The following is a 16,796-nucleotide window of genomic DNA, read 5'->3' as shown; positions in this document are numbered from 1 at the left end:
GTCGCAACACCCTAGAGAACCGAAATGAGCTATTTGGCGGATAAGGTCCAACGGGATTTGGTGCAGGCCATCGATAACGATGACTTGGTTCTGCCAACATTACCGGAAGTGGCCCTGCAGATTCGCCGGGCCGCCGAAGACCCGGAAATCAGCGTCAGCAACCTGAGCAAAGTGATTGGCCGCGATACGGCCCTCTCGGCACGCCTGATAAAAGTGGTCAACAGCCCGCTGTTGCGCGCCACCCAGGAAGTCACCGACCTGCACACGGCCATCACCCGCCTGGGCGTCAACTACAGCAGCAACCTGGCCATCGGTCTGGTCATGGAGCAGATTTTCCACGCCCGCTCCGAGGTGGTGGAGCTGAAGATGCGCGAAGTCTGGCGCAAGAGCCTGGAGATCGCCGGCGTCAGCTATGCGCTGTGTCGCGGTTACACCCAACTCAAGCCCGACCAGGCTGCGTTGGGTGGGCTGGTGCACCAGATCGGCGTGCTGCCGATCCTGACGTATGCGCAAGACAACAATGAATTGCTGTCGGACCCGGTCAGCCTCAACCATGTCATCGAAACGATTCACCCGGTGCTGGGGGACAAATTACTCAGCGTCTGGGAATTTCCGGAGCAGTTGGTGAAGCTGCCGGGGTTGTATCTGGATTTCACCCGGGACTCCAGGCAAATCGATTATGTCGACCTGGTGCAGGTCGCGGCGCTGTATTGCTACAAGGACACCGACCACCCCCTGGGCAAGATTGACGTGTTCGGGGTTCCCGCCTTCAAGAAACTGGGCATCGACCCGGAGAACCCGGCCCGGTGCGCGGATATCGAAGAAGCGCGGTCGATGTTCTATTAAGCAGGTCTGACACCGACGAACTCGTAGTCAGGCCTGCATTTGTGAGCTGTGGCAACAGGATTTGTGGGAGCAACGCTTGCTCGCAAAACAGTCGCCTCTTTATATAAAGGCCGTCTCGCCATTATCGCGGGCACGCCTTGCTCCCACAGACTCAGTCTGAGCTTGCAACAAAGCTCACCCGTACCTTCAACCCGCGCGCCTGCCCGTCGTGCAGGGTGATCTGCGCCAGGTGCGCACGGCAGATTTCGCCGACGATCGCCAATCCCAGCCCCGAACCGGCCACTTGCTGGTTGCGTCGATAGAACCGTTCGAACACCCGGTCCCGCTCGTGCAGCGGAATGCCAGGGCCATCGTCCTCGACCTCCAGCACCGCCGGCGCAGAGACCCGCAGGATTACATTGCCGCCCGATGGGGTATGGGCCAGGGCGTTGTCCACCAGGTTGCTCAACAACTCGTTCAATAAGGTCGGCTCGCCCCGCAGCCATACCGGCTCGTCGGCTTCCAGGGCCAGCGCCACCCCTCGCGCATGGGCCAGCGGGGCCATGGCCATGCCCAGCTCACGGGCCAACTGACTGAGATCAAGCCGTTGCGCGCCGCCCTCGGCAATGGCCCGGGCGCCGTTTTCCACGCGCGCCAAGGACAGCAGTTGGTTAGCCAGGTGGGTTAGCCGGTCAGTGCCCTGGGCCGCAGTTTCCAGGGTTTCACGCCAGGTCGCCGGTTCACTGGCACGCAAGCCCAGCTCAAGACGCGCCTTGAGCGCGGCCAAGGGCGTGCGTAGCTCATGGGCGGCATCAGCGATGAACTGCGCCTGACGCTCGAATTGCCCGCGCAGACGCTCGGTGAAATGGTTGAGGGCCCGCACCAGCGGCCACAATTCGTGCTGCACTTCCACCAGTGGCAACGGCCGCAAATCGTCCCACTGGCGCTCCTCCACCGCCGTGCGCAAGCGCTCCAGCGGGCGCAACGCCGCGCTGACTGCAAACCACACCAACAGCAGCGCGCCCACGGCCAGCATGCCCAGGCGCAACAGCGTGTCGGCCATCAGTCCGCGGGCCATACTGACCCGCGCCTCTTGAGTCTCCGCCACACGAATTTCCGCCATGCCGTTCATGTTCGGCTCGCTCACGGCCTTGAGCAGGCTCACCACCCGCACGTTCTGCCCCTGGTACTGGGCGTTATAGAAGCGGGCCAGGGCCGGGTAGTCGTCCGTGCGCGGCGTCCCGGGCGGCGGGCCGGGGAGGTTTTCGTAGCCGGAAATCAACTTCTTGTCGATGTCATTGACCTGGTAATAAATCCGTCCGGCGCTGTCGTAGGCGAAAGTGTCCAAGGCCACGTAAGGCACATCCGCGCTGAGACTACCGTCACGCTGCGAAAGGCCCGCGGCGATGGTGCGGGCCGAGGCCAGCAGGGTCCGATCGTAGGCGGTGTCGGCAGCCTCGCGACCGTTCCAATAGGCGCTCAAACCGCTGGCAAGCATCAACACCACCAGCAGCAGGGCCAGGTTCCGAAGCAGCCGCCAGCGCAGGCTGTCGGGCTTATGCATTGCGATTTTCCAGCAGGTAGCCCAGGCCGCGGAACGTCACGATCGCCACCGCATGACCATCGAGTTTCTTGCGCAAGCGATGGACATAGATTTCGATCGCATCGGGGCTGGCCTCTTCGTCCAGACCGAACACCTGGGCCGCCAGTTGCTCCTTGCTCATCACCCGCCCCGGCCGGGCGATCAACGCCTCCAGCACGGCTTGCTCGCGGGACGTTAGGGTCAACAGTTCATCGTCGAGCGTAAAGCGGCGTGTGTCCAGGTCATAAACCAGTCCGCCACAGCGCTGCTGGCGTTCGCCGCCCAGCACGCTACGGCGCAACAGTGCCTTGACCCGGGCCTCCAGCTCAGTGAGTTCGAATGGCTTGGCCAGGTAATCGTCGGCACCGAGGTTCAGGCCATGGACGCGGTCCTTTACGTCGCTGCGGGCGGTCAACATCAGTACCGGCAAGGTCTTGCCGCGAGACCGCAGACGCGCCAGCACCTCGAAACCGTCCATGCGCGGCAGCCCGACATCCAGGACCGCCACGGCGTATTCCTCACAGCTCAAGGCTAGGTCGGCCGCGACGCCGTCGTGCAGCACGTCCACGGTCAAACCGGTGCTCTTGAGCGCCTGGGCAACGCTTTCGGCGAGCTGCAGATGGTCTTCGACGAGCAGGACACGCATGGGTTATTCCTCGATTCAGGGATGGCCGACACCATTCTTTGGCGCGGAGTTTACAGCCGCATCCGCCACTGTGAAGCCAAAAAATACGCTGAAAACTGTTGAAAGGTTGGCGAAAGGTTGGGCCGTTAGAGTCCTCTCCACGGACAGTCTCGACTGCCGTCGCGACGCACATCGTGAACGAAAAACGCCTCGAAGCGTTTTCGCCAAAATAAGAACAATAAAGCGGAGTACCACCATGCTGTCCATGCAGCCCCAGGCCCCAGCGCCTGCTCGCCTTTCCCGCTTCAACCAGACCGCGCTGGCCAGTGCCGCCGCCCTCGCCGGCTTTTCGCCGATGAGCCAGGCAGCCTTCATCGAAGACAGTACGGCAACCTTCGAAACCCGCAACATGTATTTCAACCGCGACTTTCGCGACGGCACCAGCGCGCAGCAATCCAAGCGCGACGAATGGGCCCAGGGGTTCATGCTCAACCTGCAATCGGGTTACACCGAAGGCACCGTGGGATTCGGCATCGATGCCTTGGGGATGCTCGGCGTCAAACTCGATTCCAGCCCGGACCGTACCGGCAGCGGCCTGTTACCCACCCACGATGACGGTCGCGCCGCTGACGAATATGCCAAGCTGGGCCTGACCGCCAAGGTGAAAATCTCCGCCACGGAGCTGAAAATCGGCAGCCTGATCCCGGAGCTACCGATCCTCAAGCCCAACGATGGGCGCATCCTGCCGCAAACCTTCGAGGGCGGCCTGCTGAGCTCCAAAGAGATCAAGAACCTGACCTTCACCGGCGGGCGCCTGGACAAAGCCAAGGATCGCAACGACAGCAATTACGAAGACATCGCCCTCAACAACAAGAACAGCCGTTTCTCCGGCAGCGTGGCAGGCGATCATTTCGACTTTGCCGGTGTGGACTACAAGTTCACCGACAAGATCACCGGCCGTTACCACTTCGCCCAGCTCGGCGAAGTCTACAGCCAGCATTTCCTCGGTCTGGTCGCCTCGCAAGCCTTCGGCCCCGGCACCCTCGGCACCGACCTGCGACTGGCCATCAGTGACGATGACGGCGCCGCCCGTGGCGGCAAGATCGACAACAAGTCCATCAATGGCTTGGTGAGCTACGCTTTGAGCGGCCACAAGTTCAGCGCCGGTTATCAGCATATGTCGGGCGACAGCGCCTTCCCGTATGTCGATGGCAGTGACCCGTACCTGGTGAACTTTGTACAGATCAACGACTTTGCCGGCGCCGACGAACGCTCCTGGCAGGCACGCTACGACTATGACTTCGGCAAGATCGGGATTCCCGGCCTGAGCTTCATGAGTCGCTACGTGAGCGGCGACAACATCTCGCTGCGCAACGGTGACACTGGCAAGGAATGGGAACGCGACAGCGAGATCAAGTACGTGGTGCAGAGCGGCACGCTCAAGGACGTTGCCGTACGCCTGCGCAACGCGACCTACCGTTCCAATTACTCGGCCCGCGATGCGGATGAAATGCGCGTGCTGGTGAACTACAGCGTCGCACTCTGGTAATGGACCCACTGCCGGATGCGCCAGTGTCCGACAGCGTCAAACATGCAATACACAACAACAACTCCTGTGGAGACAACAATGAACCTATCACTGCGTAAAGTAGCCCTGGCCGCCGGATGCCTGATGTTCGCCGGGCAGTTGCTCGCCGCCGATCCATCCAAAGAGCCCAAGCGCCCCGAATGCATCGCCCCGGCGGCACCAGGCGGCGGATTCGACCTCACATGCAAACTGGCGCAAAGCGCGCTGGTCAACGAGAAACTGCTGACCAAACCCATGCGAGTGACCTACATGCCCGGCGGTGTCGGCGCGGTGGCCTACAACGCAGTGGTCGCCCAGCGTCCGGCCGACGCCGGTACGCTGGTGGCCTGGTCCAGCGGTTCGCTGTTAAACCTGGCGCAAGGCAAGTTCGGTCGTTTCGATGAAAACGCCGTGCGCTGGCTGGCGGCCGTTGGTACCAGTTACGGCGCCATCGCGGTGAAGAGCGACTCGCCCTACAAGAACCTCGACGATCTGGTACAGGCCCTGAAGAAAGATCCAGGCTCGGTGGTGATCGGCTCCGGCGGTACCGTCGGCAGCCAGGACTGGATGCAAACCGCCCTGGTCGCCAAGGCCGCCGGTATTGACCCGCGCAAACTGCGCTACGTAGCCCTTGAAGGCGGCGGTGAAATCGCCACTGCCCTGCTCGGTGGCCATATCCAAGTGGGCAGTACCGACATCTCCGACTCCATGCCGCACATCCTGAGCGGCGACATGCGTCTGTTGGCGGTGTTCTCCGATAAACGCCTGGACGAGCCGGAAATGAAAGACATCCCGACCGCTCGCGAGCAAGGCTACGACATCCTCTGGCCGGTGGTCCGCGGCTTCTACCTCGGGCCAAAGGTCAGCGACGAAGACTACGCCTGGTGGAAAAACGCTTTCGACAAACTGCTGGCCTCCGAAGAGTTCGCCAAGCTGCGCGACCAGCGTGAGCTGTTCCCGTTTGCCATGACCGGCCCGGAACTGGATGCCTATGTGAAGAAACAAGTGGCTGATTACAAGGTGCTGGCCAAAGAGTTCGGCCTGATCCAGTAACCGTCTCTGTTCTCGCGGCGGCGCTGGTACTGTCAGCGCCGCCCAGGAGTTAGTCATGCTCACCATCCAACGTATTTTTGCCGCGGTGTTGCTACTGGTCTGTATCGGCCTGGCGCTGATGGCTTGGCCCTATCAAGCGGCCTTCTCCTACGAACCGGTCGGTCCCCGCGCCTTTCCCTTGCTGATGATCGGGTTGATGGGGCTGGCATTGCTGTACATGCTGTTTCGCCCGACGCCCATCGTGCACAGCGACGAAGACCCGCACCTGGACCGCGAAACCTTGCAGAAAATCGGTATCTGCGTGGCACTGCTGCTGGTATTCGCCGGGACCTTCGAACCCCTGGGCTTCATCCTTGCCAGCATCCTGACCGGCGTGCCGATGGCGCGCCTGTACGGCGGTCGCTGGGTGCCGAGCGTGGTGATCATCAGCCTGATGGCCATCGGTCTTTATCTGTTGTTCGACAAGCTGATGGACGTGCCGCTGCCCCTGGGCCTGCTCGACGTCCTGGAGAATTGATATGGATACCCTGAATTATCTCGGCCAGGGTTTTGGCGTTGCACTGACCCCCTATAACCTGGTCACGGCATTGGCCGGCACCCTGATCGGCACCGTGGTCGGCCTGCTGCCGGGCCTGGGCCCGATCAACGGCGTGGCGCTGCTGATCCCGATTGCCTTTGCCCTGGGGCTGCCGCCGGAATCGGCGCTGATCCTGCTGGCGGCGGTGTACCTGGGTTGCGAATACGGCGGGCGTATCAGCTCGATCCTGCTCAACATCCCGGGTGAAGCCTCTACCGTAATGACCACCCTCGACGGCTACCCGATGGCCCGCCAAGGCCTGGCCGGCGTAGCGTTGTCGCTGTCGGCGTGGAGTTCGTTCATCGGCGCATTCATCGCCACCTGCGGCATGGTGTTGTTCGCTCCCCTGCTGGCCAAATGGGCGATTGCCTTCGGGCCGGCGGAATATTTCGTCCTGATGGTGTTCGCCATTGTCTGCCTCGGCGGCATGGCCGGCGACCGGCCGCTCAAGACGTTCATCGCAGCCCTGATCGGCCTGTTCCTGTCTTGCGTCGGGATCGATGCCAACAGCGGCGTGTATCGCTTCACCGGTGACAACATCCACCTGACCGACGGCATTCAGTTCGTCGTGTTGGTGCTGGGCCTGTTCTCCATCAGCGAGATCCTGTTGCTGCTGGAAAAAACCCATCGCGGCCAGGAAGCGGTAAAAGCCACCGGGCGGATGATGTTCAACTTCAAGGAAGCGGCGTCAGTCTTCACCGTGAACCTGCGCTGCGGCGTGCTCGGTTTCATCATGGGCGTGCTGCCGGGTGCTGGTGCGACCCTGGCCAGCGCCGTGGCCTACATGACCGAGAAACGCATCGCCGGCGCCAGTGGTACATTCGGTCAGGGTGACAAGCGCGGCCTCGCCGCCCCGGAAACCGCCATCGGTGGCGCGGCCTGCGGTGCGCTGGTGCCGATGCTGACCCTCGGCGTTCCCGGCTCGGGCACCACCGCGGTGATGATCGGCGCGCTGTCGCTGTACAACATCACCCCTGGCCCCCTGCTGTTCCAGCAACAGCCAGACATCGTCTGGGGCCTGATCGCGTCGTTGTTCGTCGCCAACGTCATGCTGGTGGTGCTCAACATTCCGATGATCCGCGTCTTCACCCGGATCCTGGCCGTGCCGAACTGGGCGCTGGTACCGGTCATCGCGATCATCACCGGGATCGGTGTCTATGCGGTGCACGCCACCACGTTCGACCTGTTCCTGATGATCGGTATCGGCATCTTCGGCTATATCCTGCGCAAGCTGGAATTCCCGCTGTCGCCGGTGCTGCTGGGCTTCATCCTCGGAGGCCTGATGGAGCAGAACCTGCGGCGCGCACTGTCAATTTCCAACGGTGCGCTGGAGATCCTCTGGTCGAGCCCGATCACCCTCGGCTGCTGGGTGCTGACGGCGATCATGTTGTTCATGCCATTGTTGCGGATTTGGCGTCGCCGCGCCGCACAACGTCGCCCCCTGGCCAATGTCTGAAACGACCTTCAGACAATGGTGGGGAACACCGCTGGTCGGCCTGGCCGGCGGTTACCTGGCCAGCCTGATCGGCTGGCCTTTGCCCTGGATGGTCGGCTCGTTGCTGGCGATCATTCTGGTGCGCTGTCTCACGCCGTGGCAGTTGATGGAAATCCCCGGCGGCCGGAAATGCGGCCAATGGGTGGTGGGCATCGGCATCGGCCTGCACTTCACCCCCGTGGTGATGGAGCAGGTCCTGAGCCACTTCGGCCTGATCTTTTTCGGCGCGCTGATCACCAGCGTATCCAGCGTGGTGAGTGTCTGGCTGATGCGTCGCACCGGCGAGGACCGCGCCACCGCATTCTTCTCGAGCATGCCGGGCGGTTCCGGCGAAATGGTCAACCTCGGCGCCCGCAACGGCGCGGACCTCAGTCGTGTTGCGGCGGGCCAGAGCCTGCGGGTGCTGGTGGTGGTGCTGTGCGTGCCGGCGGCCTTCAAGTACCTGTTGGGCGAAGGCGCCCCGGTGCAACATCCCACGACGGTGGACTGGCTGTGGCTGGCGATGCTGTTCCCGGCGGGCGCCCTGCTCGCCTGGGTCTGGGAACGCTTGCGCCAACCCAATCCCTGGTTGTTCGGGCCGTTGCTGGTGAGTGCGGCGGTGAGCGTCGGTTGGGACCTGCACATCGGCCTACCCAACGGCGCCAGCCAGATCGGCCAGTGGCTGATCGGCAGCGGATTGGGTTGTCATTTCAACCGACAGTTCTTTCGACGGGCACCGTCGTTCATGGGGCGCACCCTGGTCGGCACGGTGTTGACGATGCTGATCGCCACCCTGGCAGCCTTGGGCCTGAGCACCCTGACCCACTTGGACCTGCGTTCACTGACCCTCGGCATGATGCCCGGCGGCATCGCGGAAATGAGCCTGACGGCCGAGACGCTGCAACTATCAGTGCCATTGGTGACGGCGTTGCAGGTGATGCGCTTGCTGTTTGTGCTGTTTCTGGCGGAGCCGTTGTTCAGGTATTGGAACCGGTAGGAACTGCCGAAGGCTGCGATCTTTTGATCTTTATCTTTCGCTTGGGATTCAACAGGCAGTGAAAAGATCGCAGGCTTCGCCAGCGCCTAGAGCGGGGGCAATCGCCAATCAATGGGCGCTTCGCCATGTTGCTCGAGGAACTTGTTGGTCCGACTGAAATGCCCGCACCCCAGAAAGCCACGATAAGCCGACAACGGCGACGGGTGAACCGAGGTCAGCACCAGGTGCTTGGTGGCGTCGATCAGTTTCTGCTTGCTCTGGGCATGGGCGCCCCATAGCAGGAAGACCAGGTTCTGCTGGTGTTCGCTGACCACTTCGATGACCCGGTCGGTGAAATGCTGCCAGCCCTTGCCCGCGTGGGCGTTGGCGTTGGCGCGCTCCACGGTCATGGTCGTATTGAGCAGCAACACGCCCTGGTCGGCCCAGCTTTGCAGGTAGCCGTGACTCGCGATGTCGATGTTCAAATCGCGCTTCAATTCCTTATAGATGTTCACCAACGACGGGGGCGCCGGCACGCCCGGTTGCACCGAGAAGCACAAGCCATGGGCCTGGCCCGGGCCGTGGTACGGGTCCTGGCCGAGAATCACCACCTTGACCTTGTCCAGCGGCGTGGAGTTGAGGGCATTGAAAATCAGCGGTGCCGGTGGATAAATTTCCTTGCCGGCGGCGTATTCCAGACGCAGGAATTCGCGCAACTCTGCCATGTAAGGCTGGTCGAACTCGGCACGCAGTGCCTGCTTCCAGCTCGGTTCAAGTTTGATACGGTCGTCGGCAGTCATGGTTGCATCCGGTAAAAAACAATGGGCGCACCCTAGGAAAGCCTACATGGCTTGTCAATTGATCTGACGCAGAGCCGGCACTTTCCTACGCAGCGGTCATACTGATTATTCAAATTTCTGATCGAGGTCACGATGAATCTGCACTTCGAAGAGCTCACCGGCATCGACGGTGCCCGTATCGGCATCGCCACCCTGGACGCCGAAAAATCCCTGAACGCCCTGTCCCTGCCGATGATCAACGCCTTGCGTGACCGTCTCGATGCCTGGGCCCGGGAACCGCAGGTCGTTTGTGTGTTATTGCGCGGCGATGGCGCCAAGGCATTTTGCGCCGGCGGTGAAGTGCGCAGCCTGGTAGAGGCCTGCCGAGCCCACCCCGGCGAAGTGCCGCCGCTGGCGGCACAATTCTTCGCGGCGGAATACCGCTTGGACTTCAACCTGCACACCTACCCCAAACCCCTGCTGTGCTGGGGCCACGGTTATGTGCTGGGCGGCGGCATGGGGCTGCTGCAAGGCGCCAGTACCCGCATCGTCACACCAAGCAGTCGCCTGGCAATGCCGGAGATCAGCATCGGCCTGTACCCGGATGTCGGCGCCAGTTGGTTCTTGTCACGCCTGCCCGGCAAGCTCGGGCTGTTTCTCGGCCTGACCGGCGCGCACATGAATGCCCGGGACGCCATCGACCTGGGCTTGGCCGACCGTTTTTTGCTGGATGAACAACAGGACGACCTGATCGAAGGCCTGCTGCAGCTCAATTGGCAGGAACAAACCGAGATGCAGCTCAACAGCCTGCTCAAGGCCCTGCAACAGGAAGCGGTCGGCCAAATGCCCGAAGCCCAATGGCTGCCACGTCGGCAGAAAATCGATGAATGGCTGGATGTCAGCGATGTGCGCTGCGCCTGGAAAGCCCTCAGCCTGCTGGTGGACCACCCGGATCCACTGATTGCCCGGGCGGCCAAGACCATGACCGACGGTTCGCCGTTGACCGCTTATCTGGTCTGGGAACAGATCGCCCGGGCCCGGCATTTGTCCTTGGCCGGCGTGTTCAGGATGGAATACACCTTGAGCCTCAACTGCTGCCGCCATCCGGAATTCAGCGAAGGCGTGCGCGCGCGGCTGATCGACAAGGACCACAAGCCCCATTGGCACTGGCCGGACATCAACCATGTGCCCGAAGCGGCGGTTGAGGCGCACTTTCACAAAGCGTGGGAGGGGCGGCATCCGTTGGCGGATTTGTCCAACGAGTAAAGCCCCTGGGTGACACTCTGAGGGAGTGACATCTGTGGGAGCAAAGCTTGCTCGCGACAGCGATATACCAGTCACCGGGAAGCTAACGGATCCCCTGTCATCGCGAGCAAGCTTTGCTCCCACAAACGTTATCCCACAGGTTTTATTGCACGCACAAAAAAGCGGCGCTCAATGCGCCGCTTCTTGTTGCCCAAAGGTCAGCGGTGGTTGCGTCGTCCATCGTGATCGCCACGTCCACGATCATAATCACCGCGTCCCCGATGATCACGCCCGCCTCGACCCCGTCGGTCATCATTCCAGCCACCCCGGTTATGGCCGTCCCAGCCACCCCTATTCGGATAAGACCGGTACGCCGCTCGCGGTGGCGAGTAGTGGCGTGGGGCGGGTTGGTAATACCGCGGCGGCGAGTAATAGCGCGGCGCCGGTTGGTAATACCGCGGGGCGTAATAGCCACGCGGTGCCGAATAATACCCACCACTGTAATAGGCCGGCCCGGGGGAGGTATAGACCTCGGAACGGTAGTAGCTCGAGTCTGCATCGTAGTAAGGTACGCAGGCCGAAAGTGTCAAACCGAGAAACGCAATGAGCAGCAGTCGTCGATACATGGCGGCCTCCTGGACCGCGAATGGGCCACATCAGCGACGCTGATGGGCGACAGTCATCTATTGGGTGACTGACGATTAATCTGACAGTGAAATCGGGATCTGGTGCGTCCCAGTAACAAGTTGAAACATGTAGCTTTTTGCCTCATACCGTTGCGCAGCGGCACCACCATTTGCAATGGCAGACTAGGGTTCCGACTCGCTTCTAGCGAGAGGTTGGTCCGAGAGTTGACGACCTCCAGTTGAGGTTACATGGCGGGACAAAGCCCGGTAGCCAAGGCATCGTCCTCAAGGGCGAGGGCAAGAAGCTGCGCTTTGACCCGACCTACGTACAGCTGACTGCCGACGCCCCGCTGTAAACCGCAAGGCCTGGCATGCGCCTGAACAACCGCTACCCGGATCGTCCCAGCCTCTTGTTGCTGGTGATCCTGCCATTCGCGCGGGTGTTGTTCGCCTTACCCTCAGCGGCGAATACCTGCTCTGGCAAGACACCGCGTCGAGCCTGCGTCGGTTGGGCATCGAAAAATACATGACCTCGGTGCGCAAACCTGCAAATCCGAATGTCTTTTCCCACAAGGCCACTAAACTGACTTCATTGGGTCTGCGCCAAGGGAAACGCCATGTCGCTCCGTTCGCCGTTGTATTCCCAGCGCAAGCCGCTCCTGGCCGTGGTGGCGCTGCTCGGTACAGGTTTCCTGATCATTGCGTTGCTGGGCTATTACGCAGCCCATGCCTCGGTACGCGATCACATCCTCAAGACACTGTATTTGAACCTGCTGATCGGCATACTCGTGACGCTGGCGGTCCTGGCAATCCTCTGCCGGTTGATCAAACGCTACCAACAGCGCATCGACGCCCAAGCCACCCTCGACAGCCTGACCGAATTACCGAACCGCCGTGGCTTCGACCTGCTGGCCGTGCAAGCGCTGCACGAAGCTCAGCGCGAGCCCAAACCCTTGGCGGCGTTGCTGCTGGAATTGGACGATTTCAAGCAGTTGGACACCACCCATGGTCACATCGCCACCGATCAACTGCTGACCGGGTTCACCCGCGACCTGACGCAAAGCCTGCGGCATTCGGACATCGTGTGTCGCTGGAGCACTGAAGCCTTTGTCGTCCTGCTCAAGGACACCGATGGACAGACCGGTCTGAAAATCGCTGAGAAAATTCGTCAGCACATCGAAAAGCAGCGCTATTTCTGCAGTGGAAAACAATTGCTGGTCACCGTCAGCCTCGGCCTCACCACCTTGCAGGACGAAGACACCTTGCACAGCCTGCTGTCGCGGACCGATCATGCGCTGCAACGCGCCCGGCAGACCGGGTGCAACCGAACCTGCGTGGAAATGCCTCACTCCAGTTATGAATAAACCCGACCTTTGCCCGGCCTGCGGCGGTGCCAATGACTGCACCCTGGCCGACCCTCGAACTGCCGACCGGGCTTGCTGGTGTTACGGCGTGAGCATCGACCCGGCCGTGCTCGAGGCATTGCCAGCCGCGCAGCGTGATCAGTCCTGCCTGTGCCCACGCTGCGCCCAGGTCGAAGCCCAGTTACGCGCCAAGCCCCAGCCGATCGCGTAAGATGCCCGCCCTCCGTTGCCTTGCCTGAATTGCCCATGCGCGTCGACCGTTTCCTCAGTAATCTGCCGCGATTCAATCGTCAACAAGTGCGCCTGTTACTGGTGGAACGCCGGGTGCGGATCGATGGTCAGACCGTCAGCGATCCCCATGCCCCCGTCCGTGAATTCAGTCGCGTTGAAGTCGACGACCAAGTGCTGCAAGCAGGCCGGCCGGCGCGCTACTTCATGCTGCACAAACCGCCCGGCTGTGTCAGTGCGACCCGCGATCCGCAACACCCCACGGTGCTCGATTGGCTGGACGAACCGGACAAGGACGACCTGCACATCGCCGGGCGCCTGGATTTCAACACCACCGGGCTGATGCTGATCACCAATGACGGCACTTGGTCGCGGCGCCTGACCCAACCGCAAACCAAACTGCCCAAGGTCTACTACGTCGAAACCGAGCAAATCATCGCGGCCGAATACGCCGACACCTTCGCCCGGGGCCTGTACTTTGCCTTTGAAGACCTCACCACCCAACCAGCAGAGCTGACACTGCAGGGGCCCAGATCGGCGCGGTTGAGCATCGTTGAAGGGCGCTATCACCAGGTCAAGCGCATGTTCGGCCACTTCAATAACAAGGTGCTGCGCCTGCACCGCGAGCGGATGGGCCCACTGACGTTGGACGCCCATCTTGAGCCGGGCCAGTACCGCGCCTTGAGCCCTGAAGAAGTCCATCTCATCTGAACCTGCTACCGCTGGGCAGAAGTGTCGAACAATTTTTTGATAGGTACTTGCGCAACGGGCGCCCCCCTGCTTGAATCAGGTCGTCGGCCGAAATGTGACCGACGAGTCACAACATACTTCCAAGAAACTTTTTGCCGGCTGAAACCCTCGGGTTTCGCCTTGTCCCGCCGGCGAACTGCCCACCTATAACAATACCCGTCGACCGTTTTTTTTGGATCGACATGGGCTTTATCTTCCAGGCGTATGCCTACCTGTCACATTGCCCGTGCAATCTCATTGCGCGCATACCCGCTTGCCAGGAGTCTTATGACATGAGGCCAGAAATCGCTGTGCTGGATATACAGGGTCAGTATCGGGTTTACACGGAGTTCTATCGCGCAGACGCCGCACAAAAGACCATCATCCTGGTCAACGGCTCAATGGCCACCACTGCGTCGTTTGCACAGACCGCCAAAAACCTCTACCCGCAATTCAATGTTGTGCTGTACGACCAACCCTACGCGGGCAAGTCAAAAGCTCACAACCGACATGAGCAAATGCTGACGAAAGAGATCGAGGGCCAGATTCTCCTGGAACTGATCGACCACTTCGCCGCCGAGCACGTGCTGTCGTTTTCCTGGGGTGGCGCCGCCACGCTGACCGCCTTGGCGCAGCGACCACGGCGCATCGAAAAAGCGGTGATCAGTTCGTTCTCGCCGGTGCTCAATGCGCCAATGCGCGACTACCTGGAACGCGGTGTGGATTACCTCGGCAGCCTGGACGGCGACCGTGTCGGGCACTTGGTCAACAGCACCATCGGCAAGCATTTGCCGCCGCTGTTCAAGCGCTTCAACTATCGCCACGTCAGCAGTTTGGCCGAGCATGAGTACGGGCAGATGCACTTCCACATCAGCGATGTGCTCCACAGCGACCAGCTGTGCTACGTCAACGCCGCGAAAAAGATCAACGTACCGGTGTTGTTCCTGAACGGCGAATGGGACGAATACACTGCGGCCGACGACGCCAGGCTCTTTGCCGATCACGTACAGCACAGCAGCTTCAGCACGCTGCAAGCCACCGGGCACTTCCTGGACATGGAACACAAAGCCGCCTGCCGCGACAGCCGTAACGCCTTGATGGGTTTCCTCACACCGGAACACCACGAAAGCCGACCGCGCTATAGCTACGTGCAGGGCTACCATGCACCGGCTATCTGAAACGGCGTCCTGGCGAGCAAGCACTGTTCTGCACCTTCAGCAACGGGGCTTGCCCGCCAACGACGGCTCTGGTTTGAGGCTCGCGTAAACGACTGACAGCACGTTGCGTGAAGAAAAACTTCAAATCCGTGCCCACATCTGGTACAAAGTCAGCCGCTCTGAGCGGGTGTCGTATAATGGCATTACTCCAGCTTCCCAAGCTGATAACGAGGGTTCGATTCCCTTCACCCGCTCCAATCGAATTCTGGTCCTGCGTCGTATGCTTTTTGGCGGGGGATTAAAAAACCGGCTCTTGGTTGCCGGTTTTTTTTGGTCTGGTGTTTTGTGGGATTTGCGCCCGAGCACCTATGAAGGAGAGCAAGGATGCACCTGATTGACTCATATCTGCCTACGTATCAGTTCAGTGAATTGCATACCGCGGATATCCCCGCAGCCCCTTCCCATGCCATGGCGGCAATCCTCGCCCACCGCCCCGAAGACGATCGTTTTTTTCGGTACGCAATCAAGCTTCGCGAACTCCCCATGCGCCTGCTGGGCCGATCTCGGCACCCAGGCACTGATCAACGCGCTTCATTCGGCATGGATAATTTCACGTTGCTTCAGCGCGATGGCGACGTAGAGGTCGCCTACGGGCTCGCCGGCAAGCTGTGGAAAGCTGACTACGGCCAAGTCGTTGTCGCAGATGCCGAAGCGTTCGAGGCATTCAATGAGCCGGGGAATGTGAAGTTGGTCATAAGCTTCACCTGCCAGTTGCTGCGACCGGGCCTGACGAGGGTCACCACGCAAACGCGGGTGCATTGCCTCGACGCGGATGCGTTGCGAAGTTTTACGTCGTACTGGTATTTGATTCGCCCGGTCAGCGGGCTTATTCGTCGGCGCATGCTGAAGGCTATTGCGAGGCGTTGCGCAGCAGGCGCTTTGAAGAGCAGTACGCCAAGAGCATGAATGAACGCTCATGAAGAAGATTTCACCGCGCCCTCGCCAAGAGGGGAATTGGTAGGCGGCAAGGGTGCCGACCAAATCAGGCAGGGCTGTGCCGAAAAAAGTATTTGGGCGACAGAGAATCAAACATGTTTTGCGACAAAAGCGACGACGGCAAACAGAGTCAGGGCGAACGCAGCGCCTATGCTGAACGGCAGCAACGTAACGCGCAGCGTGGTCGGAGCCGGGCGTCTCACCTCTTCAGCTAACGCGTCTACCTCTTGGTGCAATTGCTCGATGCTTGCTTGGTAACTTCGATGCGTAGGCATGTCGCCCCAGCGATGTATGTAGGGTTATTGGTCTCTCATGGATCAAGCCATGAGGGTTGCAAAGGCGCCGAGGTATGGCTTGATAGCCGCAGCGACAGCGTTTCGCTCATCAATTCGCGCAAGGCGAACCATGAGCTCGTCAAGACGTTGAACAGAGCCCAATGAATCTTGGGCTGATTTGACGGCAGCATCTCAGTTTGCCTGAGCAGAAGCCCGCGCAGCTTTGATGACCTCTGCTTTCTGCACAACATCACGTTGGGAGGCGTTAGCCTTGCCAATGATGCCCATCAAGATCTCTCGCCTGGTCTCGGCACAAGTGTTGGTAAAAAACTCAGTCAATGCGCTGGTTTTCCTGACCCTATCTGCACACATCGGTTTACCTTCTTAGCGGCTCAACGAGCTGAGCCTGATCGTGGGGCTGGGAAATCAGCACAACCGACAATATCGTATGATTCCCATGGAAATTTGTAGGCAAAATCCGAGAATTACGTAGGGGGTGCGCTTACGTTGCTTTTCGGCGAGTTTTCGCCTTGTTGCCCTTGCCCTTCGATGGCTACTCTCCCGACGTCGCTGCAAATTCAGCGACCGGGCCTAGGGGCTGTTGCCGTTTCACATGGGTAACCAAAGGAAGGCGCATGCCATGGCTAGCACGCTTTCATAATTTCGTTTGAGCTTGTCGAATCGAGAAGCCACTGCCCGATAGTGCTTCAATCGGGCG

General features: G+C 60.6%; 15 protein-coding genes, 1 tRNA gene, 3 pseudogenes and 1 riboswitch. Of the genes and pseudogenes, 14 read left to right on the top strand and 5 right to left on the bottom strand.

Annotation, left to right across the window (positions count from 1 at the left end; genetic code table 11):
- Positions 1 to 24 precede the first annotated feature (24 nt).
- The gene (locus AACY42_RS26240) at positions 25 to 846 is read left to right on the top strand and encodes an HDOD domain-containing protein (protein WP_339483332.1); all 822 of its coding nucleotides are present in this window, start codon (positions 25 to 27) and stop codon (positions 844 to 846) included.
- A gap of 151 nt (positions 847 to 997) precedes the next feature.
- Here AACY42_RS26240 and AACY42_RS26235 read toward each other — a convergent pair whose 3' ends face one another.
- Both AACY42_RS26235 and AACY42_RS26230 read right to left on the bottom strand, forming a co-directional pair.
- Entirely contained in the window at positions 998 to 2,389 is a 1,392-nt protein-coding gene (locus tag AACY42_RS26235) for a sensor histidine kinase (RefSeq protein ID WP_339483331.1), read from the bottom strand.
- Positions 2,382 to 3,053, bottom strand: a complete 672-nt coding sequence (locus AACY42_RS26230) for a response regulator (protein WP_339483329.1) — start codon at positions 3,051 to 3,053, stop codon at positions 2,382 to 2,384. Before AACY42_RS26230 ends, AACY42_RS26235 begins: the two co-directional genes overlap by 8 nt.
- Before the next feature lie 235 nt (positions 3,054 to 3,288).
- On the opposite strand from AACY42_RS26230, the gene AACY42_RS26225 reads away from it, so the two are divergent.
- The 5 genes from AACY42_RS26225 to AACY42_RS26205 all read left to right on the top strand — a co-directional run bounded on the left by AACY42_RS26225 (position 3,289) and on the right by AACY42_RS26205 (position 8,700).
- Positions 3,289 to 4,581, top strand: a complete 1,293-nt coding sequence (locus AACY42_RS26225) for an OprD family porin (RefSeq protein WP_339483327.1) — start codon at positions 3,289 to 3,291, stop codon at positions 4,579 to 4,581.
- Positions 4,582 to 4,659: 78 nt separating this feature from the next.
- Positions 4,660 to 5,652, top strand: a complete 993-nt coding sequence (locus AACY42_RS26220; RefSeq protein ID WP_339483325.1) for a Bug family tripartite tricarboxylate transporter substrate binding protein — start codon at positions 4,660 to 4,662, stop codon at positions 5,650 to 5,652.
- 55 nt (positions 5,653 to 5,707) lie between these two features.
- Positions 5,708 to 6,169 carry a tripartite tricarboxylate transporter TctB family protein gene (locus tag AACY42_RS26215; protein ID WP_339483323.1) on the top strand — a complete coding sequence of 154 codons (462 nt, stop codon included), beginning with the start codon at positions 5,708 to 5,710 and terminating at the stop codon, positions 6,167 to 6,169.
- Between the two features lies 1 nt (position 6,170).
- On the top strand, positions 6,171 to 7,685 hold the full coding sequence (locus AACY42_RS26210; protein ID WP_339483322.1) for a tripartite tricarboxylate transporter permease: 1,515 nt from the start codon (positions 6,171 to 6,173) through the stop codon (positions 7,683 to 7,685).
- The gene (locus AACY42_RS26205; protein ID WP_339483321.1) at positions 7,678 to 8,700 is read left to right on the top strand and encodes an AbrB family transcriptional regulator; all 1,023 of its coding nucleotides are present in this window, start codon (positions 7,678 to 7,680) and stop codon (positions 8,698 to 8,700) included. Before AACY42_RS26210 ends, AACY42_RS26205 begins: the two co-directional genes overlap by 8 nt.
- An 86-nt stretch (positions 8,701 to 8,786) precedes the next feature.
- On the opposite strand, the gene ung is transcribed toward AACY42_RS26205, so the two are convergent.
- Positions 8,787 to 9,479, bottom strand: a complete 693-nt coding sequence (ung, locus tag AACY42_RS26200; protein WP_339483319.1) for a uracil-DNA glycosylase — start codon at positions 9,477 to 9,479, stop codon at positions 8,787 to 8,789.
- A gap of 132 nt (positions 9,480 to 9,611) precedes the next feature.
- Here ung and AACY42_RS26195 point away from each other — a divergent pair, with 132 nt between their 5' ends.
- Positions 9,612 to 10,724 (top strand): enoyl-CoA hydratase/isomerase family protein, encoded by a 1,113-nt coding sequence (locus AACY42_RS26195; protein WP_339483317.1) that lies wholly within the window; start codon positions 9,612 to 9,614, stop codon positions 10,722 to 10,724.
- Positions 10,725 to 10,921: 197 nt separating this feature from the next.
- On the opposite strand, the gene AACY42_RS26190 is transcribed toward AACY42_RS26195, so the two are convergent.
- Positions 10,922 to 11,329, bottom strand: coding sequence for a hypothetical protein (locus tag AACY42_RS26190; RefSeq protein WP_339483315.1), 408 nt, complete (start codon positions 11,327 to 11,329; stop codon positions 10,922 to 10,924).
- A 172-nt stretch (positions 11,330 to 11,501) separates the two neighbouring features.
- Positions 11,502 to 11,602: riboswitch (guanidine-I (ykkC/yxkD leader) on the top strand.
- Between the two features lie 98 nt (positions 11,603 to 11,700).
- Between AACY42_RS26190 and AACY42_RS26185 the strand changes: the two are divergent.
- From AACY42_RS26185 to AACY42_RS26155, 7 genes and pseudogenes are all read left to right on the top strand, one after another.
- Positions 11,701 to 11,846 (top strand): annotated as a pseudogene (locus AACY42_RS26185) (ABC transporter permease); the annotation flags it as partial.
- A 229-nt stretch (positions 11,847 to 12,075) separates the two neighbouring features.
- A pseudogene (locus AACY42_RS26180) lies at positions 12,076 to 12,693 on the top strand (GGDEF domain-containing protein); the annotation flags it as partial.
- The gene (locus tag AACY42_RS26175; RefSeq protein ID WP_339483313.1) at positions 12,686 to 12,904 is read left to right on the top strand and encodes a cysteine-rich CWC family protein; all 219 of its coding nucleotides are present in this window, start codon (positions 12,686 to 12,688) and stop codon (positions 12,902 to 12,904) included. The pseudogene AACY42_RS26180 and the gene AACY42_RS26175, both read left to right, overlap by 8 nt.
- Before the next feature lie 35 nt (positions 12,905 to 12,939).
- On the top strand, positions 12,940 to 13,632 hold the full coding sequence (locus tag AACY42_RS26170; protein ID WP_339483312.1) for a pseudouridine synthase: 693 nt from the start codon (positions 12,940 to 12,942) through the stop codon (positions 13,630 to 13,632).
- Between the two features lie 311 nt (positions 13,633 to 13,943).
- A complete protein-coding gene (locus AACY42_RS26165) occupies positions 13,944 to 14,828 on the top strand; it encodes an alpha/beta fold hydrolase (RefSeq protein ID WP_079303777.1) in 885 nt (294 codons plus the stop codon).
- A gap of 162 nt (positions 14,829 to 14,990) precedes the next feature.
- Positions 14,991 to 15,064 (top strand) — tRNA-Gly (locus AACY42_RS26160).
- 127 nt (positions 15,065 to 15,191) lie between these two features.
- On the top strand, positions 15,192 to 15,773 hold the full coding sequence (locus tag AACY42_RS26155; protein WP_339483309.1) for a hypothetical protein: 582 nt from the start codon (positions 15,192 to 15,194) through the stop codon (positions 15,771 to 15,773).
- Positions 15,774 to 16,687: 914 nt separating this feature from the next.
- On the opposite strand, the pseudogene AACY42_RS26150 reads toward AACY42_RS26155, so the two are convergent.
- Positions 16,688 to 16,796, bottom strand: a pseudogene (locus AACY42_RS26150) (IS5/IS1182 family transposase); the annotation flags it as partial.

This window comes from Pseudomonas sp. RL_5y_Pfl2_73 (genome assembly GCF_963970515.1).
In the GTDB taxonomy this organism is placed as follows: domain Bacteria; phylum Pseudomonadota; class Gammaproteobacteria; order Pseudomonadales; family Pseudomonadaceae; genus Aquipseudomonas.
This window is presented reverse-complemented; position numbering and strand designations above follow the sequence as displayed.

Excerpts from the sequence above, each read along its gene's own strand:
- AACY42_RS26165 (WP_079303777.1), top strand. The coding sequence starts at position 13,944 with ATGAGGCCAGAAATCGCTGTGCTGGATATACAGGGTCAGTATCGGGTT.
- AACY42_RS26170 (WP_339483312.1), top strand. The coding sequence starts at position 12,940 with ATGCGCGTCGACCGTTTCCTCAGTAATCTGCCGCGATTCAATCGTCAA.
- AACY42_RS26205 (WP_339483321.1), top strand. The coding sequence starts at position 7,678 with ATGTCTGAAACGACCTTCAGACAATGGTGGGGAACACCGCTGGTCGGC.
- ung (WP_339483319.1), bottom strand. The coding sequence starts at position 9,479 with ATGACTGCCGACGACCGTATCAAACTTGAACCGAGCTGGAAGCAGGCA.
- AACY42_RS26240 (WP_339483332.1), top strand. The coding sequence starts at position 25 with ATGAGCTATTTGGCGGATAAGGTCCAACGGGATTTGGTGCAGGCCATC.
- AACY42_RS26210 (WP_339483322.1), top strand. The coding sequence starts at position 6,171 with ATGGATACCCTGAATTATCTCGGCCAGGGTTTTGGCGTTGCACTGACC.
- AACY42_RS26195 (WP_339483317.1), top strand. The coding sequence starts at position 9,612 with ATGAATCTGCACTTCGAAGAGCTCACCGGCATCGACGGTGCCCGTATC.
- AACY42_RS26220 (WP_339483325.1), top strand. The coding sequence starts at position 4,660 with ATGAACCTATCACTGCGTAAAGTAGCCCTGGCCGCCGGATGCCTGATG.
- AACY42_RS26175 (WP_339483313.1), top strand. The coding sequence starts at position 12,686 with ATGAATAAACCCGACCTTTGCCCGGCCTGCGGCGGTGCCAATGACTGC.
- AACY42_RS26215 (WP_339483323.1), top strand. The coding sequence starts at position 5,708 with ATGCTCACCATCCAACGTATTTTTGCCGCGGTGTTGCTACTGGTCTGT.
- AACY42_RS26230 (WP_339483329.1), bottom strand. The coding sequence starts at position 3,053 with ATGCGTGTCCTGCTCGTCGAAGACCATCTGCAGCTCGCCGAAAGCGTT.
- AACY42_RS26190 (WP_339483315.1), bottom strand. The coding sequence starts at position 11,329 with ATGTATCGACGACTGCTGCTCATTGCGTTTCTCGGTTTGACACTTTCG.
- AACY42_RS26155 (WP_339483309.1), top strand. The coding sequence starts at position 15,192 with ATGCACCTGATTGACTCATATCTGCCTACGTATCAGTTCAGTGAATTG.
- AACY42_RS26225 (WP_339483327.1), top strand. The coding sequence starts at position 3,289 with ATGCTGTCCATGCAGCCCCAGGCCCCAGCGCCTGCTCGCCTTTCCCGC.
- AACY42_RS26235 (WP_339483331.1), bottom strand. The coding sequence starts at position 2,389 with ATGCATAAGCCCGACAGCCTGCGCTGGCGGCTGCTTCGGAACCTGGCC.